Source organism: Salipiger sp. IMCC34102, assembly GCF_004145405.1.
GTDB lineage: Bacteria > Pseudomonadota > Alphaproteobacteria > Rhodobacterales > Rhodobacteraceae > Loktanella.
Genome location: NZ_SELQ01000002.1, coordinates 589823 through 610471, shown reverse-complemented (window position 1 = coordinate 610471; position 20649 = coordinate 589823). Strand labels below are relative to the sequence as shown.

The following is a 20649-nucleotide window of genomic DNA, read 5'->3' as shown; positions in this document are numbered from 1 at the left end:
AAGGTTGTTCCTCCCATTGGTCGTGACCTTGTGCGGCTACCCTAGGCCGGGTGTCCATCCGTTGTATAGCGCTGACCGGGGCCCGAGGGGCAGTTCCACGGGCCCGCCCGAGCGGACCGAGTGATAGAGCGCCGTGACCAGCTCGATCGAGCGGCGGCCCTGCGCCAGCGTGACCGATTTGGAAGGCCCTCCTTCGAGCGTGTCGGCCACGGCGTCGAGGTAGCCCGCGAATCCCGCATGGCCTGCCTCCACCCCCGCCAGAACGGCGTCGATCTTCGTCTGCAGGTCCTTGGTGCGGGCGGTGAACCGCCAGTCGCCCTGCGCGGGAGCATAAGGCAGCGTGCCGCTTTCCGCGGTGAACCCCTCGAAGCAGAAACGCAGCCGAGAGGTGTCGTCGCCCGCGCCCAGCGTGACGGAGGAGGTCGCCAGCGCGCCGCTTTGCATGCGGTAGGCGATGGCGGCGCAATCCTCGGTCTCGATGGCGTTCACGCGGGTGTCGGCGAAGCCCGTCACTTCGGCCACGGGGCCAAGCACGTGGCACAGAAGGTCATGCGCGTGGATCGCATGACCCAGCAAGGCGCCCCCCGACTCTCCGGCCCAGGTGCCGCGCCAGGGCACCGCGTAGTAAGCCGCGTCGCGCGACCAATGGGTTTCGAGGCTGGCCACGAAGGCCTTGCCTGCAAGGTCCGCCGCGATCAGCGCGTCGAGCTGTGCCATCGCGCGCCCGTAACGGTACTGGAACACCGGGAAGACCTGCCGCCCGGCGGCATCGGCGGCGGTCTGCATCCGGTCGACCTCCGCCAGGGAGCGGCCGATGGGCTTTTCGCAGATGACGTGCTTGCCCGCCTCCAGCGCCTTGATCGTAACGTCGGCGTGTAGCAGGGGCGGCAGGCAGACGTCGACGAGGTCGATGTCGGGATCCTCCAGCACCGCGTCGAGGCTGCCGGTGATCGCGATCCCGGGATCGCCGCCGGTGACGGAACGCGCGCGGGCGGTGTCGAGGTCGCAGAAGGTCTTCACAGCGAAGCGGGCGGGCAGGGCGCGGTAGCCCGCCAGGTGCTCGGCCCCGATGCCCGCGCCGACGATGGCCGCGCGGATCACGCGCGCGCCTCCGCCATGGCCTGCGCCCGAAGTGCGAGGTCGCAGACGAGGAAGGCGTGGTCCTGGGTCATCGCCGTCTCGGTCCGGTTCTCGATATCCGCGATGAGGCGCGCGAAGAACGGCAGGCCCGCGTCGGCGGCGGTCGTGTGTTCGCAGACCTCGCCATTCACCAGGATCACGTGATCGGTCCCTTCCAGCCCGACGTCGACGTATTTGCGCAGTTCGATGTAGCCGTCGGTGCCGAGGATCGTCAGCCGCCCGTCGCCCCAGTTCGGCAGCGCATCGGGCGTGTACCAGTCGACGCGGATGTAGCCGTGCCCCTGGGGCGAGCGCAGGGCGATCTCGCCGAAATCCTGCAGACCGGGGTCGTCCGGGTTGGCGTAGTTCGCCACGGTCGCCAGCGTGATCTCGGCCTCGGTGGAGCCGGTGAAGTACAGGAACTGGTCGATCTGGTGGCTGGCGATGTCCGTCAGGATCCCGCCGTAGGCCTCCCGGTCGAAGAACCAGTCGGGCCGGGTTCCCCGGTTCAGCCGATGCGGGCCGATGCCGAGCGTCTGCACGACGCGCCCGATCGCACCCTCGGCCACAAGCTCGGCGGCGCGGGTGACGGCGGGAACCTCGAAGCGTTCGGAGAAATCGATCGACCAGATCCGCCCCGTTTCGGCCACGCAGGCGCGCACCGCGTCGAGCTGGTCGCGCGTGGTGCAGCCGGGCTTGTCGGACAGCACGTCCTTGCCCGCCTGCATCGCGCGGATCGCCCATTCGGCCCGGTCGCGCGGGATGCCGGACAGGACGATTAGGTCGATCCCGGGGTCGTCCAGCAGCGCCTGGGCATCGGCCACGCGCGGGACATCGGGGAAACGCTCGACGAAGCCGTCCTCGGTGTTGGGGTGGCCTTCGGTCCACCAGCCGGCGAACTGCGCACCGGCGTCGATGAGGTTGGCGGCCATGCCGTAGACATGGCGGTGGTCGATGCCGATGGCGGCGAAACGCAAACTCATTGCGGGATCTCCTGTGGGGTGCCGGTGCGGGCGGAGGAAAGGCAGGCGTCGATGAGGTCGTGGGCGCGCAGGGCGGCCTCTCCGGTGACGATCGGCGGGCGACCCTCGGCGAGCGCCGCGGCGAAATCCTCGATCACCGATTGATGCCATTCGTGGGTGAAGGCCATCGGGTCCGCGCCACCACCGGTGCCGCCCGCGGCGCCGTCGGTCTCGACCCGGCCGTCGCGCCAGCTCGTGGTAAGCACGCCGGAAGCCAGATGCAGGCTCGCCCGCTCGAAATGGAGCGTGATGGTTTCCGCGGCCCCCGGGAAGCTCGCGGTGCTCGCGACCATGGACCCCACGGCGCCGTTGGCGAACCGCAGGCCGGCGGTCACGAAATCCTCCGCCTCGAGCGTGTGGAACCGGGTCGTCGCCGCCATGGCGCTGACGGACGTGACGGGACCCGCAAGGCTGAGCGCGAGGTCGATGGTGTGGATCGCCTGGCTGATCAGGACGCCGCCGCCGTCACGGGCGTAGCTGCCGCGTCCGGGTTCATCATAATAGGCCTGCTCCCGCCACCAGGGCACGGTGATCTCCACCAGTCCCAGCGCGCCGAGATCGTCGTTGCGGATCCGTGCGGCGGCGGCCTGCGAGGCCGCGCGCATCCGGTGCTGGAACACGACCCCCAGCGTGACACCGGCGTCGCGGCACAGGTCCACGACCTCGCGTGCTTCTTCGGAGGTGCGGGCGACGGGCTTTTCCAGCAGGATGTGTTTGCCCGCGCGCGCCAGCGGTCCGATGATCTCGGCCCGCGCGTTGGGCGGGGTCAGGACGATGGCGAAGTCGATGTCCGGATCGGCCGCGACGGCGCCCAGGTCGGCGGAGAATGCCACGGGTGCACCGGTCTTCTGGGTGGCCTCTTCGGACAGGGCCTGCGCCCGGTCAGGGCTGCGGGCACAGATCGTGGCGAGCCGCACGATCTTGCTGTCGGCAATGGCGGCGACGTGCGTCCGCGCGACCATGCCGGCCCCGATCAGCGCGGCGGTTTTCTGGTGGGTCATGCGATCGGGCCTCCCTTTCGTGCGCGCCGAATAGCGCAGGGGTCGGATCGGTTGTCAAGCGCTCTGCATGCCGGTATACCGGCGTCGTTACAAGACCGTGTCCGGGGATGACAGATGACCGACATGCCGGAGCCTGCGAGGTTGCCCGAGGTCCCGGCGCTCGATCTGTCCCGCCCTGCCCACGACCAGATCGCGGGGGCGCTCAGGACCTTGATCCTGTCGATGCAGTTGGCCCCGGGACAGCGCATCTCCGAGGCGGAGGTCGGACAGATGTTCGGCGCAAGCCGCACGCCGGTGCGCGAGGCCTTCGCCCAGTTGCGCGACGACGGCCTGATCGAGACCTTTCCCAGCCGCGGCACGGTCGTCACGCGCCTGTCGGTGCCCCGGATCCGCGGCGCGCAGTTCCTGCGCGAAACCCTCGAGGTCGGGATCGTGGAACGGCTTTGTGCAGACGGGCTGCCAGAGGCGTCGCGGGTCGCGCTCGAGGAGGCCATGTCGGAGCAGCGAGAGGCCCTGGACCGCGATGAGCCGACGCATTTCCAGGCGCAGGACGATCGCTTTCACGCGATCCTGGCCGAGGCGACGGGCTTCGATCGCATCGGCGCCGTCCTGATCCGCGAGAAGGCTCTCCTTGACCGGCTGCGGGTTCTCTCCTTGGCGGATGTCGACCACCGTGCGCGGCTGCTGGATGAGCACGAAAGCCTTGCCCGCGACATCGCCGAGGGACGAACGGACAGTGCCGTGGCGCGGATACGGGACCACTTGCGGCACGTGCTGGGGACGCTGTCGAACCTCGCGCAGGCCAATCGGGACTATTTCGACCCGACGGAGTGAAAGGAACCAGGCGGCCCGTGACGGCAGGACGGGCGGCCCGGGGACGGCGGGGCGACATCGACGCGCCTTGGGTTTGTGCAGGCTTTCGTTCCGGCCTAGAACGACGCGCACGAATACGTTGCGGGATGACAGGCATCCTCGCGCCAAAGGGGAGGGGGAGATTCGTGAAGACATTGATCTGCATCGGCGAATGCATGGTGGAACTGGCCGAAACCGGTCCGGGCCGCTACGCGCGTGGCTTCGCTGGCGATACGTTCAACGCGGCCTGGTATGCCCGCCGGGCGCTGCCGGACGATTGGCAGGTCGGTTACGCCAGTTGCATCGGCGAGGATGCGATCTCCGAGGAGATGACCGCCTTCATCGAAGGCGAGGGGATCTCGACCCGGATGCTGCGGCGGGTGCCCGGGCGGACCGTCGGGCTATACATGATCTCCCTCGCGGAGGGCGAACGCAGCTTTGCCTACTGGCGCGGGCAATCGGCGGCCCGGCTGTTGGCCGATGACGCGGATTGGCTCGAGGGCGTGTTGAGCCAGGCGGATCACGTCCATGTCTCGGGCATCACACTGGCAATCCTCGCCCCCGACGCCCGCGCGCGCTTCCTGGACGCCCTCGGTGCGGCGCGGCGGCAAGGTCTCGGCGTTTCCTTCGACACCAACGTCCGCCCGCGGCTTTGGGAAAGCGAGGCGGCGACTCGCGCGGCCATGACGGCGGCGGCGGGCGTCTCCGATATCGTCCTGCCCAGCTTCGACGAGGAAGAGGCGCTCTTCGGTGACGCGGACCCCGCGGCCACGATTGCCCGCTACGCAGGCGCCGGGGCGCGGACCGTGGTGGTCAAGAACGGGCCTTCGCCGATGCTGGGCTGGGACGGCGGCGACCCGGTCGAGATCCCGGTCGCGCCGGTGGAGGCGGTCGTCGATACGACCGCTGCGGGTGATTCCTTCGCGGGCGCCTTTCTTGCCGCGCGACTGACCGGCGCGGACCTGGGCCAGGCGATGGCGCAGGCCGCCACGGTCGCAGGGCGCGTGATCGGCGCACCGGGCGCCTTGGTGCGCTAGCCACGCCACCGGACAATGCAACCTGATCCACTGCGGCGGTCTGGGGTCAGCCCGCAGCCCGGTTCGGTGGTGCATCGGCAATGGTATCCCCTTGCAATTCCTGCACCGAAACCGAGGCATTGCATCGCTTACAGCAAGTCGCATCCCGGCGCAGATTCCCAAGCAAAGGTTTCGACGCGGCGAGACTTGAATACTAGTATGTTACATGCAAAGTTGCTTCAGAGGACGGGTGCGCCGGGCGCCCCCGGATCGTGCGGAGGGGGCAATGTCATGACCGACTACCTGCGGACTTATCCCGTGGCGCATCCCGATGCGGGTGTGACGCGGCGGGTTTTGAGCGAGGCGGCGGATCTAATGGTGGTCTCCTTTGCCTTCGAGCGCGGTGCGGAAGGCAAGTTGCACGATCATCCGCACGTCCAGTCGACCTACGTCCGCGAGGGCCGCTTTCGCTTCACCATTGCGGGCGAGGCGTTCGAGGTGGGCCCCGGCGACAGCTTCGTCATCCCCTCGGGCGCGCGGCACGGCTGTGTCTGCCTCGAGCCGGGGGAGCTGATCGACACCTTCACCCCGCGCCGCGACGATTTTCTTTAAACAAAGGCCCGATCCCATGAGCATTTCCGCCCAGACCCGCTACGCCATCGATCCCGCGACGACCAAAACGCTCGACACCCAAGGGCTGCGCGACCATTTTCACGTCGCGGGCCTCTTCGCGGAAGGCGAGATCAAACTGGTCTATTCGCACTACGACCGCCTGATCCTGGGCTCCGCCGTGCCCGGCACGGGCCGGCTGACGCTGGACACCGTGGCCGAGACCGGCACGCCGGGCTTTCTCGACCGGCGCGAGGCGGGGATCCTGAACATCGGCGAGACCGGCACGGTCGAGGTCGGCGGCGAGAGCTACACGCTGGAGCGGGGCGAGGTGCTCTACGTCGGGATGGGATCGGGGCCGATCACCTTTTCCGGGGCGGGGCGGTTCTACGTCCTCTCGGCGCCCGCGCACCGCGCCTGTCCGACCCGGCTCATCAAGCTCTCGGAGGCGCGCCGGGTCGAGATGGGCAGCCGCGAGCAGGCCAACGAGCGCACGATCATCCAGTTCCTGCACCCGGAGGTCTGCGAGTCCTGCCAGCTTCTGATGGGCTACACGCAGTTCGCCGACGGCTCGATCTGGAACACGATGCCGGCCCACCGGCACGACCGCCGGATGGAGGCCTACCTCTACTTCGAGCTGCCCGAGGCGGCGCGGGTCTTCCACTTCATGGGGGAGCCGGACCAGACGCGGCACATCGTGATGGCCAACGAGGAGGCGGTGATCTCTCCGCCCTGGTCGATCCACTCGGGCGCCGGCACGGCGAGCTACACCTTCTGCTGGGCCATGGCGGGCGACAACGTCGATTTCACCGACATGGACATGATCGCGATGGAAGACCTCGCATGAGCGGCCCGTTCAGCCTGCGCGGCAAGCGCGCGCTGGTCACGGGGGCCAACACGGGCATCGGTCAGGCGATCGCCGTGGGGCTGGCCGAGGCGGGCGCGCATGTCGTCGCCGCCGGCCGCCGGTCCTGCGCGCAGACGATTGAGATGATAGGCGACAGCGCAGAGGAGCTGATCCTCGACCTCGCCGATCCGGTCGCCGCGGCGGGGGCCCTGCCGGGCGATCTCGACATCCTCGTGAACAACGCGGGCCTCATCCGCCGCGCCGACAGCGTGGAATATTCCGAAGCCGACTGGGACGACGTGATGGACGTCAACCTCAAGGCGGTGTTCCTCTTGTGCCAGGCCTTCGGGCGGGCGGCGATCGCGCAGGGCCGGTCCGGGCGGATCGTGAACATCGCCTCGCTCCTGTCGTTCCAGGGCGGCATCCGGGTGCCGGCCTATACCGCCTCCAAGCACGGGGTGGCGGGGCTGACGAAGATCCTCGCCAACGAATGGGCGGGGCAGGGGATCAACGTGAACGCGGTGGCCCCGGGCTACATCGCCACCGCCAACACCGCGGCGCTGCGCGACGACCCCGAGCGGTCGCGCGCGATCCTCGAGCGGATCCCGGCGGGCCGCTGGGGCGATCCGGCCGACATCGCGGGGGCGGTGACCTTCCTGTGCACCCCGGCGGCGAACTACGTCACCGGCGCGGTCCTGAACGTCGACGGCGGCTGGCTAGCCCGCTGACCCCTCCTCCCCGACCGCCGCCCCCGCGCGGGGGTGATAACTCGATGGCGGGGCACCGATGTGGCGCTTGAAGATCCGGCTGAAGAAATAGGGGTCGGAATAGCCCAGCTCCGCCGCGACCTGCTTGACCGACAGCCCCGCATCCAGACGCGAGATCGCGAATTCCATCCGCTTGAGGTCGCGGAACTTCTGCGGCGTCATGCCGATCTTCTCCGAGAATGCGCGGCGGAAGTAGTCGGGGTTGTAGGGCACGCTTTCCAGGGCTTCCTCGATGCCCCGGCCCAGGGGATCCGCGGAGAGGCGCGAGGTCACGAACATGATGTGCAGCGACAGCTGGTCCTGTTTCGGCACCGCCGCGTCCATGCTGCCCCAGTCGAGGAAGGCATCCTGCAGGAAGGCCAGGAGGATGACCATGAACTGATGGTGCTGTGGCAGGGTGGTCGCGCCTTGCGGTGCGGTTTCGCGATAAAGGCGGACGAGCGGTTCAAGCAGGTCCCACCGCGACAGCGTCACCTTTTGCCGCAGACGCATCTGGCTGATCAGGTCCCCCTTGCCGAACAGATCGAGCGAGAAATGCTGCGCGATACCGGTGTAGGTCTCGTCCCCGCCGCCGTGTCGTCCGTGAAACCTCTGGAAGGCGGGGATCAGCATCGCCTCCCCCGGGGCGAGGGTGATCTGCGTCTCACCGATCCGGTAGTGGCCGCATCCCGAAAGCGGAATGACCAGATCGTGCACCGGGTTCAGTTTGTCGATCCGCCAGCTTTTGCCATGCACCATCTGGATCGCGGCACGCGCAAGCCGGAGTTGTAGGGCCGAGGGCGGCAGCAAGTTCAGCGGGAAATGTTCGATTTCGTCCATCAGATTGTGTCATAGGCGTCATTCCGGCCCGCGTCCACGGCTATTAATGTCATCAACAGGAGGATTTCGCCCTGGATTTCAGGTCCGGGTGTCAAAAAAGGGGAGGAGTGATCCGTGAAATCGCGCCGAAGTTGCCGGTGCGTGGGAACGGACACCGTTTAGCATGACGAAATCGGACTATCGACCCGTTCGGATCGCCTACATCGGCGGCGGCTCCTTGAACTGGGCGCCGGGACTGATGGCGGATCTGGCCGCGGACGACCGCCTGGCCGCCGAGGTCCGGCTCTTTGATCTCGACGTGGAGGCCGCGCGCCGCAATGCCGCCATGGGGGCCCGCTTTGCCGACGTCTCCAAGGGGCGTCCTGCCAGCTACACCGTGGCCGAGACCCTGGGCCAGGCGCTGGAGGGCGCGGATATCGTCGTGGTCTCGATCCTGCCCGGCGGGTTCGGGGACATGGGCCAGGACATCGGCATCCCGGCCCGGTACGGGATCCCCCAGGCCGTGGGCGACACGGTCGGGCCGGGCGGGTTCGTGCGTGCGATGCGCGCGGTCCCGATGCTGGCCGAGATCGGCACCGCCATCGCAGAGCATGCGCCGAAGGCCTACGTCTGCAATCTGACCAACCCCATGAGCGTGTTGACGGGCGCTCTTCATGCGGCGTTTCCTGGCATCCGCGCCTGGGGCGAATGTCACGAGGTGACCAAGCTGCGCAAGCAGGTCGCCTGGATCGCCAACCGCGCCGCGGGCGAGAACGTGGCCTCGCACCGAAACGTTTCGGTGAACGTGCTCGGGATCAACCATTTCACCTTCGTCGACCGGATCGCCCTGGACGGTAAGGACATGATGCCCGCATACCGGGCCTTCGTCGAAGAGTTCCGCGAAACGGGCTGGGCCGCGACGCCCTCTGACCCCGCCGACGAACACGCGCGCTACTTCGAGGACCGCAGCCGCGTGAAGTTCGACCTGACCCGCCGCTTCGGCATCGCCGCGGCGGCGGGCGACCGGCACCTCGTGGAATTCTTGCCCGCAGGCCTTTACCTGCACGATCCCGAAGCCTGGGACTTCGCGCTGACCCCGGTGGAGTACCGTGTCCGCGACCGCGCGGCCAAGGCCGCGAAGGCGGATGCGCTGGCGAGCGGGAGCGCGGAACCTTTCGCCAGACGCTCCGACGAGGCCTTGATCGACCAGATCGCGGCACTGATGGGCGACGAGGCGCATCTGTCCAATGTCAATCTTCCGAACACGGGCCAGGTGGAGAACCTGCCGTTGGGGGCCGTGGTCGAGACCAATGCGATCTTCTCGGAGCTTGGCGTGCAGGCGGTGCAGGCGGGGCGCTTGCCGGACGAACTGGCCACGATCACCGCCGCCCACGCCACGCGCCAGACCGATCTGCTGCACGCGATCCTGGCCGGGGACCGCGCCGCACTCTTTCCGCTGTTTCACGCCGACCCGCTGGTGGCGGATCTGGACCGGGACCGCGCCCGTACGATGTTCGACGAGATGGTCGCCGCGACCGCCACCTGGCTGCCCGAGACGCTCAAGGGAGCCGCGTAATGGGAGGCGACAGCAAATACCTCGGCCTGTGGTACGTCACCCCCTACATCCTGGGCTTCGCGCTGTTCACCGCGTTTCCCTTCGTGACCAGCTTCTATCTCAGCTTTACGGACTACGACCTTCTGTCGACGCCCGAATGGGTCGGGCTCGAGAACTACGAGAAGCTCTTCACCCGCGACCGGACCTTCTCCAAGTCGCTGAGCGTGACGCTGACCTATGTCGCGCTGACGGTGCCGCTGAAGCTGGCCTTCGCGCTCTTCATCGCGGTGGTGCTGAACTACCGCCTGCGCGGGATCGGCCTGTTCCGCACGGCCTACTACGTGCCCTCGATCCTTGGCGGTTCGGTCGCGATCGCGGTCCTGTGGCGGTACATCTTCGCGCAGGAAGGTCTGGTGAACATGATCATCACCGGGCTGGGTGGCGAGCCGGTCAACTGGTTCGGCGATCCGGGCAACGCGCTCTTCACCATCACGCTGCTGCGCTGCTGGCAGTTCGGATCGGCCATGGTGATCTTCCTCGCGGCCCTCCAGTCGGTGGACAAGACGCTCTACGAAGCCGCCTCCATCGACGGCGCGGGGCCCTGGCAGATCTTTCGCAACATCACGCTGCCGCTGATCACGCCGGTCATCTTCTTCAACCTGATCATGCAGACCGTGCAGGCCTTCCAGGAGTTCAACGGCCCTTACATCATCACCCAGGGCGGGCCGCTCAAGTCCACCTACCTGTTGCCGCTCTACATCTACGACGAGGCCTTCAAGAGCTTCGACATGGGCTATGCCTCGGCGATCGCCTGGGTGCTTTTCGTGATCATCATGGCGCTGACCCTCGTGGCCTTCTGGTCCTCGAAGAAGTGGGTCTACTACGCCGGCGACAAGAGGAGCTGAGCGCATGGTGACGCTGTCCGACCTTCCCGATCAATCCCGGGCCGAGCGCACGCCGCCGACGCCGCTGGAACTGAAGCTGCGCCGTCGCAACCGGATCAACGCCTTCGTGCGCTACTCGCTGCTGATCCTGGTGGGCTTCATCATGATCTATCCGCTGCTCTGGCTTGTGGGGGCGGCGTTCAAAACCAACTCCGAGATCTTCTCCTCGGCCTGGTTCTGGCCCGCGCGGCCGACGCTGGACGGGTTCCGCGAAGGGTGGGAGACCTCGACCCCCTACAACTTCGGGCATTTCTTCCTCAACTCGATGTATATCGTGATCCCGAAGGTGATCGGCACGGCGATCTCCTGCACGCTGGTCGCCTACGGCTTCGCGCGCTTCGAATTTCCGGGCAAGAAGATCCTTTTCTCGATCCTGATCGCGACGCTTCTGCTTCCGGACGTGGTCACGCGCATTCCGCAATACCTGCTGTTTCGCGAACTGGGATGGCTCGACACCTACCTGCCGCTCTTCGTGCCAAGCTGGGTGGCGGGGGATGCCTTCTTCGTCTTCATGGTGATCCAGTTCCTGCGTGCCATCCCGCGCGAGATGGAGGAAGCCGCGCGCGTCGACGGGGCCAATACGGCACAGACGCTGATCTTCATCGTGGTGCCGATCCTGATGCCCGCGATCATCTCGGTCTGCCTGTTCCAGTTCATGTGGACGATGAACGACTTCCTGGGCCCGCTGATCTACATCTCGTCGGTCGAGAAATACCCGGTCTCGATCGCGCTGAAGCTGTCGATCGACGCGACCGAAGCCTTTAACTGGAACGCGATCCTGTCGATGACGGTGCTGGCGCTGATCCCGTCCCTCGTCGTGTTCTTCCTCGCCCAGAAATCGTTCATCGAGGGCATTTCCACCGGAGGGGTCAAAGGCTGATGGCCGAACTTCAACTCAAATCGCTCGAAAAGAAATACGGCAACGGCTTCAAGGCGGTCCACGGGATCGACCTGAAGGTGAAGGAAGGCGAGTTCATGGTGCTCGTGGGCCCGTCGGGCTGTGCCAAGTCGACCACCTTGCGCATGATCGCGGGGCTCGAGACGATCACCGGCGGCGAAGTCCGCATCGGCGAGAACGTCGTGAACGACCTCGTGCCCGGCAAGCGCGGCATCGCGATGGTGTTCCAGAACTACGCGCTCTACCCGCACATGAAGGTGCGCCGGAACCTGTCCTTCGGGCTGAAGCTGAAGCGCCAGCCCAAGGAGCAGATCGAAAGCGCGACGAGCGACGTCTCGGGGATCCTGGAGATCGACGAGTTGCTCGAACGGCTGCCCAAGCAGCTTTCGGGCGGTCAGGCACAGCGGGTGGCGCTGGGGCGCGCGCTCATCAAGCAGCCCGAGGTGTTCCTCTTCGACGAGCCGCTGTCGAACCTCGACGCCAAGCTGCGCGCCTCGATGCGGGTGCGGATCACCGACCTGCACAAGCGCCTGCGCGACGAGGGGCGGCCCGCCACGGTCGTCTACGTCACCCACGACCAGGTCGAGGCGATGACCATGGGCGACCGGATCTGCGTGATGAAGGACGGGCACATCATGCAGGTCGCCGATCCGCGCACGCTCTACGACCGGCCCGCCAACGCCTTCGTCGGCGGCTTCATCGGCATGCCCGAGATGAACCTCGTGCCGGCGGTTTTGACCCGCGACGCGGGCCTGCGCCTCACGGCCGGCGGCCAGACGGTGGAGGTCCCGGAGGGCCTTGCGCACCGCCTGAACGTCGAGGATGGCGCCGTCACCCTGGGCATCCGGCCACAGCACATGAGCCTCGTCGATGCGGGCAGCCCCGGGGCCTTCGACGCCGAGGTCGTGAACGTGGAGTTCATGGGCCACGAGATCAACGTCCATGCGCGCCTGGGGGAGGCGGTGCTCGTCGCCGTGGTGCAGACGACCGACCTCACGCGCCGGATCGCGCGCGGGGACCTGATCGGGCTGCGGCCCTACGCGGCGCGGATCCATCTTTTCGACGCCGACACCGGCGAGAACGTCTCGCTTGCCAAAGATCACTGATCGTCAAAGGAGGAACAAGACGATGACCAAACGTATCCTGAGCCTCGCGCTCGCAACGACCGCCCTTGCAGGCACCGCCAATGCCGCGGATTTGCGGATGTCGTGGTGGGGTGGCGACAGCCGCCACGAGGCCACGCAGGCCGCGCTGACCGCCTGCGGCGAAAAGCACGGTCACACGATCCAGCCCGAGTTCACCGGCTGGTCGGGCCACTTCGAGAAGGTCGCCACCCAGATCGCGGGCGGGACCGAAGCCGACATCATGCAGATCAATTGGCCCTGGCTGCCGATCTTCTCGCAGAACGGTGACGGCTTCGCGGACCTGTCGCAGATGTCCGACATCATCGATCTGAGCCAGTGGTCCGAGGACCAGATCGTGTCGGGCACGGTCAACGGCGCGCTGAACGGGCTGCCGGTTTCGACCACCGGACGGCTCTTCGTCTTCAACACAACCACCTGGGCCGACGCTGGGCTGGACCTGCCGCAGACCTGGGACGACCTGATCGCCGCCGGTCCCGTCTTCGCCGAGACCCTGGGCGAGGAATACTACCCGATGGAAGCGATCGGCCTCGACGCTGCGATGATCGTGACACTCTACGGCACGCAGAAAACCGGCAAGCCGTTGATCGACGCGCAGACGAACGAGGTCAACTGGACCGTCGAGGAGATGACCGACGCGATTTCGTTCTACCAGACCCTCGTGGACAACCACGTGATCCTGCCCTGGCGCGACCAGCTCGCCTCGGGTGTGCAGGCGCTGCACGAGAACCCCAAGTGGACGAACGGCGAGATCGCGGGAACCTACCAGTGGGATTCCACCTACTTCAAGATCTCCGATCCCCTGGGCGAGGGCGAAGAGATCGAATACGTGGGCCTGCTCGAACTCGACGGCCAGCAGACCCCGGGGGTCTATCGCAAGGCTTCCATGGTGTTCTCGATCTCGAAGAACTCCGACAACCCCGAAGCTGCGGCCGAGGTGCTGAACTGCCTGCTGAACGAGCCCGAAGGGGTCGAAGCGATGGGCTCCGCCCGGGGCGTCCCGGCCTCTCAGGCCGCCCTGTCGCTCCTGCAGGACGCTGACGCCATCGCGCCCGAGCAGGCCGATGCCCAGTCCAAGGTGATGGCCGCCGAAGGGCCCGCGATCCACCCCTTCATGGAGCATCCGGACGTGCGCTCGGCCATGGAGGACAACCTCGAAGCCTTCGCTTACGGGCAGATCGACGCGGCCCAGGCAGCCGACGAGATCCTCTACGGCATCGAGGACGTGCTGGCCGACAACTTCGACAGCTGATCGAACCGGGGCCGGCCTGACCGGTCGGCCCCCCTCATGGGGTATTGCCATGTCCGACCTTTCGCTCGTCGCGGTCTCCGCGATTTCGGCCACCTTCCTGCTGACGCCTGGCGACACGCGGTTCGCCCTTTCGCGATCCTTGCCCTGGCGGATCGAGGATGCGCATGGCCGGTCGCTTCAGTCGGGCCTGGCCGAGGTCGCCCCACTTTTCGTCGAGGGGCTGGACCCTGATACGGATCATGTCCTGATTACCGGGATCGGCGAAATCCGTTTCCGTACGGCACCTTGCACGGCGTTTTTATCTGCCGCGGATCACGGCGTGGACCCCGACCGCGCGGACAATACCGCGGCCTTGGACGCGGCTATCGCCGCCGTCCCGAATGGCGGCGTGCTGGCCTTGCCCGTGGGACGCATCGCCTTCGGATCGGTCAGGCTGCGTCCGCAGATCACGGTTTGGCTGCCCGAAGGGTGCACCCTCGCGGCCCATGGCCGGCAGGAGGGCTGGCCGATCCTGCCCGCGCGCGACGCGGAGGGCCGGGTGCTGGGAACCTGGGAGGGTCTGCCGGAGCGGTGTTTTGCCTCTCCTCTGACCGGCGTGGACTGCCACGGGCTCACGTTGACCGGACGCGGCACGCTGGACGCGGGCGGCGACCGGGGCGACTGGTGGAGCTGGCCAAAGGGCACGCGCGAGGGGGCCCGTCGCCCGCGCGCCCTGTTCCTGGCGCATAGCGACGACGTGCAGATCACCGGGCTTACGATCTGCAACGCGCCGTCCTGGACCGTCCATCCCTATCGCTGCGACCGGCTGGTGGCGGCGGCCCTGACGATCCGCAATCCCCCCGACAGCCCAAATACCGACGGGCTGAATCCCGAATGCTGTATCGGCGCGCGTCTGGTGGGACTCGATTTCTCGGTGGGGGACGACTGCATCGCGGTGAAATCCGGCAAGCGTGGCCAGGACGGCGCGGAGGACCACCTGTCCCCGACGCGCGAGCTGACGATCGCGCATTGCCGCATGGCGCGTGGCCACGGCGCCGTGGTGCTGGGCTCGGAAATGTCCGGCGACATCACCGACGTCCATATCCGCGATTGCGACTTTGTCGGCACCGACCGGGGCCTGCGGATCAAGACGCGACGCGGGCGCGGCGGACAGATCGCGCGGATCCGGGTGGAGCGCGTCCGGATGACCGACGTCGCGACCCCCGTCGCCCTGAACGCCTTCTATTTCTGCGACCCCGACGGCAAATCCGACGCGGTCCAGTCTCGCGCCCCTGCACCGCTGGACACGGGCACGCCACGGCTGTCAGACATCACGCTCGGCGATATCGTGGCGACCGGGGCGATCTCCGCCGGTGTGGCCGCACTCGGTCTGCCCGAGGCGCCTATCACCGGGGTGACGCTGGATCGCGTCGAGATCGCCTTCGCGGCGGATGCGGTGGCCGAGGTGCCGCTGATGGCACTCGGCGTCGCGCCGATGGCCGCCGTGCCGCTCTTCGCCGAACACGCGCAGATCGCCGGGCGGATCCAAACCCATTCAGACGAACCGACGGAGCCCGCATGGACCTGACCGCCTATTTCGACGCCTACGCCCGCGACCACCGTGCCTACAAGGGCGGGGCGTGGTGCTACGAGGACGGCTGCATCTACCGCGGTCTCGAATGTCTGCACGATGCAACCGGCGACGACCGCTGGCGCGCGCATCTCGAACGGCTCGTCCGGGCACAGGTGAGCGCCGATGGCCGCCTGGCGGAGTTCGATCCCAGCGCCTACAACATCGACAACATCCTGTCGGGTCGCGCGCTCTTGTACCTCGACCGGATCGACGGGGATCCGCTGTGGTTGAACGCCGCGCACAGGTTGGCCGATCAGCTCGAGACGCATCCGCGTACCAGAAGCGGCGTCTACTGGCACAAGCTGCGCTATCCTTGGCAGGTGTGGCTGGACGGGCTCTACATGGGGGCGCCTTTCCAGATCGGGTACGGTCTGCGCACGGGGCAGGAGGCGCTAATTGCGGACGCGCTGACACAGGTCGCCACCGCGCTCGAGATGACATACGTGCCCGGAACCGGTCTGCATGCTCATGCCGTCGACGAGGCGCGCAAGCAGCCCTGGGCCGATCCCCATACGGGACATTCGCCGGCGCATTGGTCGCGCGCGTTGGGATGGCTCGCCATGGCCCTTGTCGATATCGCCGAATTGGTGGGGCCCGTCCGGTTCGCGCCCTTGCAAGCCGACACGCGGGCGCTTCTTGCGCGGCTCGACAGCTTGCGTGCCCCCGGGGGGCTGTGGCTGCAGGTCATCGACCGCCCCGATCTGGAGGGGAACTACGTGGAATCCTCTGCCTCCGCGATGATCGTCTACGCCCTTTGCAAGGCCACGCGACTGGACTTGTGGCAGGGGGAAACGGCCTCGCTTCTGGACACGCTGACCGCGACCGTACTGCAGGGCGAAGGCGCGGGCACCCGCATGGTCGAGATCTGCGAGGTGGCGGGCCTCGGTCCTTTCGAGGGCCGGTTCCGGGACGGCAGCGCGGAGTATTACCTGACCGAAGCGCGCGTCGCCGACGACGCCAAGGGCGTGGGTCCGCTGATGATGGCGGTCGCGGAAGGGCACCGCGCCGCCGCCGTGCCGCTGGGCCGGGTGGCCGCGGGGGAATGACGGCGGCGCCGCGTCCGGAATTGGTCGACCGGGCCACGGTCCTGTGCCGGACCGGACCCGCGGGGGCCGAACGGATGGATCCATGGGCGCCGTGGGACGCGGCCCCCCCGCCACCGCCGGACAAGGTGCTGCATCCCGAGCGCCTTCAGGACGCCATCGACCGGGCGATCGCCGCGGGCAAGACACGACATCTGCACCTGACCGCCGGGGAAGGCGAGGGGCCTGTCATCCTGCCGCGAGAGGCGGCGAACCTGACCATCACGGCGGATAAAGGCGTGCGGATCACGGCGAACATCGACGCCGAGATGCCGGGGGAGGAGTATCGACGTCGCTTTGCCCACCGCTTCGCGACCTCCCCGGAGTGCGTGCGCAAGATCTTCGAGGCGATCTGCGCGCGCCGGACCATCACCACCCACAACTCCGGCGTGGTGCGGATCGAGGCCGACGGCGTCACCCTGCGTGGCCTCGAGATCGAGAACACCTATCCCTGCGATCGTGCCAGCGCTGCCCCGCCGGGGGCCCCGCGCGATGCAGCGGGGCGGTTCGCCCGAGGACAGCACCAGGCCGTGGCGCTTCATGGGGCGGGGGCGGACCGGCTGCACCTCGACCGGGTCGGCCTGATCTCGTTCCAGGATACGCTTTACCTTCAGCACCCCGCACCGTTTTCGACCGCGCGGAGCTACCTGTCGGACTGCCGGATCGCGGGGGATGTGGATTTCATCTTCGGACAGGCCACCGCGGTCTTCGACGGATGCACCATCGTCTCGCGCGGGGCGCGCGGCGCCTCGACCTGGGTCGCGGCCCCGGCCACAAATATCGCGACGCCCTTCGGGTTCGTCTTCGACGGCTGTCGCTTCGTGCAGGACGGCCGGCTTGGCACCGGGCAGGCCCACCTGGCACGGCAGTGGTTCGAGGGGGTGCGGACTTCCCCTTACAGACGCGACCTAGACTGCGTGCCGGCAGAGGTGTCGGGTCAGGGCACGATCAGTCGTGCGACGCTGGAATCCGTGGGCAAGTGCCGCGTGCAGCGCTGTGTCATCGGGGATCATGTCGCGACCGATCCATGGGCGCCGTGGAACGATACGTCCTCGGCGCGTCATCGCCCCGTCCAGCGCGACCGCGCCGCGATGCGCGCAGTCCTCGGCCAGTGGCTGGACCGGCACGATGTGAACCTGCCCCGAAGTGCCGACCCCTGGTTGGTGGAACTGTCCTGCGACCGGGTTGGACGCCTTACATGACCGCCCCGATCTGCCAGGGCAGGAATTCGTGATCGCCCAGCCCCAGTGCCTCGCTCTTGGAGGCGCGGCCCGAGGCGGTCCGGACGATCAGGTCCAGGATCTCGGCCCCCTTGTCCTGCAGCGACACGCCCTGCGAGACGATGTCGCCGCAGTTGAGGTCCATGTCCCCTTCCATCTGCGCGAACAGCCGGTCGTTCGTGGCGAGCTTCAGGGTGGGCGCGGGTTTCGATCCGAAGGCCGAACCGCGCCCGGTGGTGAAGACGATCAGTTGCGCGCCCCCCGCGATCTGGCCCGTGGCCGAGACCGGGTCGAAGCCGGGCGTATCCATGAAAACCAGCCCCCGGTCGGTCACCTGCTGGCCGTAGGCCAAGACACCGTTGAGCGGGGTGGAGCCCGCCTTCGCCACCGCGCCCAGCGATTTCTCGAGGATCGTCGTGAGCCCGCCGGCCTTGTTCCCGGGCGAGGGGTTGTTGTCCATCGTGCCGCCGTGCATCTCGGCGTAGGCCGTCCACCAATCGAGCCGCGCGATGAGCGCCTCGGCCACCTGCGGAGAGGCGGCCCGGCGCAGAAGCAATTGCTCGGCGCCGTAGATCTCGGGCGTCTCCGAGAGGATCACGGTGCCGCCCTGGCCCACGATCAGGTCGGAGGCTACGCCCAGCGCGGGGTTGGCGGTGATGCCGGAGTAGCCGTCCGATCCCCCGCATTGCAGCCCCACGGTCAGGGCCGAGAGCGGTTGCGGCGTGCGCTGCACCCGGGCAAGATCCGGCAGCATCTCCGCCACGCGGGCGGTGATCGCGGCGACGGTCGCGGCCGTCCCGCCGCTGTCCTGGATCGTCAAGCCGTGGATCCGGTCGGAGCCGTCGCCCCCGAAGGCCGCACGCAGGCGCGCGATCTGCATGACCTCGCAGCCCAGGCCCACGAAGATCGCCGCGGCGACGTTGGGATGGGTGGCGGTCCCCCAGAGCGTGCGCTGCAGGTTCTCCCAACCCGGTCCTTCGGCGGCCATGCCGCAGCCGGTGCCATGGGTGACGCCCACGATACCGTCGACGGTCGGGTAATCGTCGAGTAACCCGGCGCGTTCGATCGCGCGCACGGCTTGCCGGATCACCGTGGCCGAGCAGTTCACGGTCGAGACGAGCGCGATCATGTTGCGCGTGCCGACCCGCCCATCGGGGCGCAGGTAGCCCTCGAAGGTGCGCGGCGGGGAGTCCGGGATCGCGGCGCGGGCGGCGCTTAGGTCCGCGCCGATGCTGTAGCTGTCGTCGTGCCCGCCCATGCCGCAGTTGTGGGTGTGGACATGCGCCCCGGCCGCGATGTCGGCGGTGGCGAGGCCGATGACCTGGCCGAACTTGCGGATCGGCTGGCCTTTTGAGATTGCGTGCCGTGCCAGCTTGTGGCCCGCCTGAAGGCGGCGGGCCAAGGGCTCTCCCACCGCGAGCGGCCTGTCGCCTTCCTGCGCCTGCGCGGTCAGCATCGCCACATCGTCGTCGGGATGCAGGACGACGCAGGTCATCGGACGTAGGCTTGCACCGTGCGCGCGGCACCGTCGCGCATCAGCCTGTCGTGGGCTGACGCCACCGCATCGCGGAACCGGGCATCACGTGCGAGTTTCACCGGAAAGACCGCGTCCAGCGCCAGCACCGCGTCCACCGGATCGGCGGAGGTCGCCGCCACGCGCAGACGGTCGGCCATCGGGTCGCGCACGTCGATGGGCGTCCCAGCCTCGTCCGTGCCGGAGACGTAGCGGATCCAGCCGGCCACGGCGAGGCACAGCCCTTCGGGCACCGTGCCTCGGTCAAGGCAGTCGGCCACGGTGCCCAGCATCCGCTGCGGCAGCTTCTGGCTGCCGTCCATGGCGATCTGCCAGGTCCGGTGCCGAATGCCGGGGTTGCGGTAGCGCTCCAGCAGCGCCGCGGTGTACCGCGCGAGGTCCTCGCCTTCCGGGCGGGGCAGGGTGGGAATGATCTCCTCATCCCACATCTTTCGGCAAAGTGCTGCGAAATCGGGATCGGCCACGGTCTCGGCGATGGTCTCGTACCCTGCGAGGTATCCCAGGTAGGCCAGCGTCGAATGGGTACCGTTCAGGCAGCGCAGCTTCATCAGCTCGTGCGCTTCCACGTCCGCGACCATCTGGACGCCGACCTCGTCCCAGGCGGGGCGACCTTGGGCGAAGCTGTCCTCGATGACCCATTGGCGAAACGGCTCGGCGGCGACCATGGCGGGATCGCTGTAGCCTGCCGCCTTTTCGAGGGCGGCGATGTCGGCTTCGGTTGTGGCGGGCGTGATACGGTCGACCATGGTCGCGGGGAAGCGGACCTCGTTAGCGATCCACTCGGCCAGGTCCTCGTCGCGCGCCCGGGCGAAATCGAGCACGACCTGCTTGGCCAGCGCGCCGTTCGAAGGCAGGTTGTCGCAGCTCAGCACCGTGAAGGGCGGGTGGCCCGCGGCACGGCGACGGGCCAGGGCGGCGGTCAGGAAGCCGGGGGCGGATCGTGGCGCCTCCGGATGTTCGAGGTCGTGCACGATGTCGGGGTGATCGCGCATCAGCTTGCCCGTGGCGGGGTTGTGGCAATAGCCCTTCTCGGTGATCGTCAGGGACACGATGCGGATCGCGGGGTCGGCCATCGCCTCCAGCACGGCGCCGGGGTCTTCGGGGGCGACGAGGCACCCCGTGATCGATCCCACGACCTGCGCCTCGCGCCCCTCGGGGCCCAGTGTGACGGCGGTGTAGGCACCGTCCTGGGGGGCCAGCTGGTCGCGGGCGTCCGGGCTGCGCAGGCTGACGGCCAGGATGCCCCAGTCGCCGCCTGCCTTTGCCATCGCCTCGTCGGTGTAAACGGCGTTGAAGGCGCGAAAGAAGGCACCCGGTCCCAAATGGACGATGCCGGCCTTCGGTTTCGGGGTGGTTCGGGTCAGTCGGTCGGTCATGGC

19 protein-coding genes are annotated in these 20649 nt (G+C 67.9%); 13 read left to right on the top strand and 6 right to left on the bottom strand.

Annotated elements, in window-relative coordinates; all coding sequences use genetic code 11:
• Positions 1-36 precede the first annotated feature (36 nt).
• From EU805_RS07295 to EU805_RS07285, 3 genes are read right to left on the bottom strand one after another with little or no spacing between them, the layout of a single operon-like run.
• Positions 37-1101, bottom strand: a complete 1065-nt coding sequence (locus EU805_RS07295) for a Gfo/Idh/MocA family protein (RefSeq protein WP_129763285.1) — start codon at positions 1099-1101, stop codon at positions 37-39.
• Entirely contained in the window at positions 1098-2102 is a 1005-nt protein-coding gene (locus tag EU805_RS07290) for a Gfo/Idh/MocA family protein (RefSeq protein ID WP_129763284.1), read from the bottom strand. The genes EU805_RS07295 and EU805_RS07290 overlap by 4 nt, the downstream gene beginning before the upstream one ends.
• Entirely contained in the window at positions 2099-3142 is a 1044-nt protein-coding gene (locus EU805_RS07285) for a Gfo/Idh/MocA family protein (RefSeq protein WP_129763283.1), read from the bottom strand. Before EU805_RS07285 ends, EU805_RS07290 begins: the two co-directional genes overlap by 4 nt.
• 114 nt (positions 3143-3256) lie before the next feature.
• Between EU805_RS07285 and EU805_RS07280 the strand changes: the two genes are divergently transcribed.
• The 5 genes from EU805_RS07280 (at position 3257) to kduD (ending at position 7194) form a co-directional block, all read left to right on the top strand.
• Positions 3257-3976 (top strand): GntR family transcriptional regulator, encoded by a 720-nt coding sequence (locus EU805_RS07280; protein ID WP_129763282.1) that lies wholly within the window; start codon positions 3257-3259, stop codon positions 3974-3976.
• A 164-nt stretch (positions 3977-4140) separates the two neighbouring features.
• The gene (locus EU805_RS07275) at positions 4141-5031 is read left to right on the top strand and encodes a sugar kinase (RefSeq protein WP_129763281.1); all 891 of its coding nucleotides are present in this window, start codon (positions 4141-4143) and stop codon (positions 5029-5031) included.
• A 270-nt stretch (positions 5032-5301) separates the two neighbouring features.
• Entirely contained in the window at positions 5302-5622 is a 321-nt protein-coding gene (locus EU805_RS07270) for a cupin domain-containing protein (protein ID WP_129763280.1), read from the top strand.
• A gap of 16 nt (positions 5623-5638) precedes the next feature.
• Positions 5639-6466 carry a 5-dehydro-4-deoxy-D-glucuronate isomerase gene (gene kduI, locus EU805_RS07265; RefSeq protein WP_129763279.1) on the top strand — a complete coding sequence of 276 codons (828 nt, stop codon included), beginning with the start codon at positions 5639-5641 and terminating at the stop codon, positions 6464-6466.
• Positions 6463-7194 (top strand): 2-dehydro-3-deoxy-D-gluconate 5-dehydrogenase KduD, encoded by a 732-nt coding sequence (gene kduD / locus EU805_RS07260; protein ID WP_129763278.1) that lies wholly within the window; start codon positions 6463-6465, stop codon positions 7192-7194. Before kduI ends, kduD begins: the two co-directional genes overlap by 4 nt.
• Here kduD and EU805_RS07255 read toward each other — a convergent pair.
• Positions 7183-8052: an AraC family transcriptional regulator gene (locus EU805_RS07255; RefSeq protein ID WP_129763277.1), complete on the bottom strand. Its 870-nt coding sequence runs from the start codon at positions 8050-8052 to the stop codon at positions 7183-7185. The genes kduD and EU805_RS07255 overlap by 12 nt on opposite strands.
• Before the next feature lie 163 nt (positions 8053-8215).
• Here EU805_RS07255 and EU805_RS07250 point away from each other — a divergent pair, with 163 nt between their 5' ends.
• From EU805_RS07250 to EU805_RS07215, 8 genes are all read left to right on the top strand, one after another.
• Positions 8216-9607 (top strand): alpha-galactosidase, encoded by a 1392-nt coding sequence (locus tag EU805_RS07250; protein WP_129763276.1) that lies wholly within the window; start codon positions 8216-8218, stop codon positions 9605-9607.
• On the top strand, positions 9607-10491 hold the full coding sequence (locus EU805_RS07245) for a carbohydrate ABC transporter permease (protein ID WP_129763275.1): 885 nt from the start codon (positions 9607-9609) through the stop codon (positions 10489-10491). The genes EU805_RS07250 and EU805_RS07245 overlap by 1 nt, the downstream gene beginning before the upstream one ends.
• A 70-nt stretch (positions 10492-10561) precedes the next feature.
• Complete coding sequence (locus tag EU805_RS07240; protein ID WP_370318184.1) at positions 10562-11410, top strand: carbohydrate ABC transporter permease; 849 nt, start codon at positions 10562-10564, stop codon at positions 11408-11410.
• Positions 11410-12534, top strand: coding sequence for an ABC transporter ATP-binding protein (locus tag EU805_RS07235; protein ID WP_129763273.1), 1125 nt, complete (start codon positions 11410-11412; stop codon positions 12532-12534). The genes EU805_RS07240 and EU805_RS07235 overlap by 1 nt, the downstream gene beginning before the upstream one ends.
• A 22-nt stretch (positions 12535-12556) precedes the next feature.
• Positions 12557-13822: an ABC transporter substrate-binding protein gene (locus EU805_RS07230; RefSeq protein ID WP_129763272.1), complete on the top strand. Its 1266-nt coding sequence runs from the start codon at positions 12557-12559 to the stop codon at positions 13820-13822.
• Positions 13823-13871: 49 nt separating this feature from the next.
• Entirely contained in the window at positions 13872-15389 is a 1518-nt protein-coding gene (locus EU805_RS07225; protein ID WP_129763271.1) for a glycoside hydrolase family 28 protein, read from the top strand.
• On the top strand, positions 15380-16480 hold the full coding sequence (locus EU805_RS07220; protein ID WP_129763270.1) for a glycoside hydrolase family 105 protein: 1101 nt from the start codon (positions 15380-15382) through the stop codon (positions 16478-16480). The genes EU805_RS07225 and EU805_RS07220 overlap by 10 nt, the downstream gene beginning before the upstream one ends.
• On the top strand, positions 16477-17718 hold the full coding sequence (locus EU805_RS07215; protein ID WP_129763269.1) for a pectinesterase family protein: 1242 nt from the start codon (positions 16477-16479) through the stop codon (positions 17716-17718). Before EU805_RS07220 ends, EU805_RS07215 begins: the two co-directional genes overlap by 4 nt.
• Here EU805_RS07215 and EU805_RS07210 read toward each other — a convergent pair.
• Positions 17711-19231: a UxaA family hydrolase gene (locus EU805_RS07210; RefSeq protein WP_129763268.1), complete on the bottom strand. Its 1521-nt coding sequence runs from the start codon at positions 19229-19231 to the stop codon at positions 17711-17713. The two genes, EU805_RS07215 and EU805_RS07210, sit on opposite strands and share 8 nt — an antisense overlap.
• A complete protein-coding gene (locus EU805_RS07205; protein ID WP_129763267.1) occupies positions 19228-20646 on the bottom strand; it encodes a mannitol dehydrogenase family protein in 1419 nt (472 codons plus the stop codon). The genes EU805_RS07210 and EU805_RS07205 overlap by 4 nt, the downstream gene beginning before the upstream one ends.
• Positions 20647-20649 lie beyond the last annotated feature (3 nt).

Excerpts from the sequence above, each read along its gene's own strand:
- EU805_RS07290 (WP_129763284.1), bottom strand. The coding sequence starts at position 2,102 with ATGAGTTTGCGTTTCGCCGCCATCGGCATCGACCACCGCCATGTCTAC.
- EU805_RS07285 (WP_129763283.1), bottom strand. The coding sequence starts at position 3,142 with ATGACCCACCAGAAAACCGCCGCGCTGATCGGGGCCGGCATGGTCGCG.
- EU805_RS07280 (WP_129763282.1), top strand. The coding sequence starts at position 3,257 with ATGACCGACATGCCGGAGCCTGCGAGGTTGCCCGAGGTCCCGGCGCTC.
- EU805_RS07270 (WP_129763280.1), top strand. The coding sequence starts at position 5,302 with ATGACCGACTACCTGCGGACTTATCCCGTGGCGCATCCCGATGCGGGT.
- kduI (WP_129763279.1), top strand. The coding sequence starts at position 5,639 with ATGAGCATTTCCGCCCAGACCCGCTACGCCATCGATCCCGCGACGACC.
- kduD (WP_129763278.1), top strand. The coding sequence starts at position 6,463 with ATGAGCGGCCCGTTCAGCCTGCGCGGCAAGCGCGCGCTGGTCACGGGG.
- EU805_RS07255 (WP_129763277.1), bottom strand. The coding sequence starts at position 8,052 with ATGGACGAAATCGAACATTTCCCGCTGAACTTGCTGCCGCCCTCGGCC.
- EU805_RS07250 (WP_129763276.1), top strand. The coding sequence starts at position 8,216 with ATGACGAAATCGGACTATCGACCCGTTCGGATCGCCTACATCGGCGGC.
- EU805_RS07245 (WP_129763275.1), top strand. The coding sequence starts at position 9,607 with ATGGGAGGCGACAGCAAATACCTCGGCCTGTGGTACGTCACCCCCTAC.
- EU805_RS07235 (WP_129763273.1), top strand. The coding sequence starts at position 11,410 with ATGGCCGAACTTCAACTCAAATCGCTCGAAAAGAAATACGGCAACGGC.
- EU805_RS07230 (WP_129763272.1), top strand. The coding sequence starts at position 12,557 with ATGACCAAACGTATCCTGAGCCTCGCGCTCGCAACGACCGCCCTTGCA.
- EU805_RS07225 (WP_129763271.1), top strand. The coding sequence starts at position 13,872 with ATGTCCGACCTTTCGCTCGTCGCGGTCTCCGCGATTTCGGCCACCTTC.
- EU805_RS07220 (WP_129763270.1), top strand. The coding sequence starts at position 15,380 with ATGGACCTGACCGCCTATTTCGACGCCTACGCCCGCGACCACCGTGCC.
- EU805_RS07215 (WP_129763269.1), top strand. The coding sequence starts at position 16,477 with ATGACGGCGGCGCCGCGTCCGGAATTGGTCGACCGGGCCACGGTCCTG.
- EU805_RS07210 (WP_129763268.1), bottom strand. The coding sequence starts at position 19,231 with ATGACCTGCGTCGTCCTGCATCCCGACGACGATGTGGCGATGCTGACC.
- EU805_RS07205 (WP_129763267.1), bottom strand. The coding sequence starts at position 20,646 with ATGACCGACCGACTGACCCGAACCACCCCGAAACCGAAGGCCGGCATC.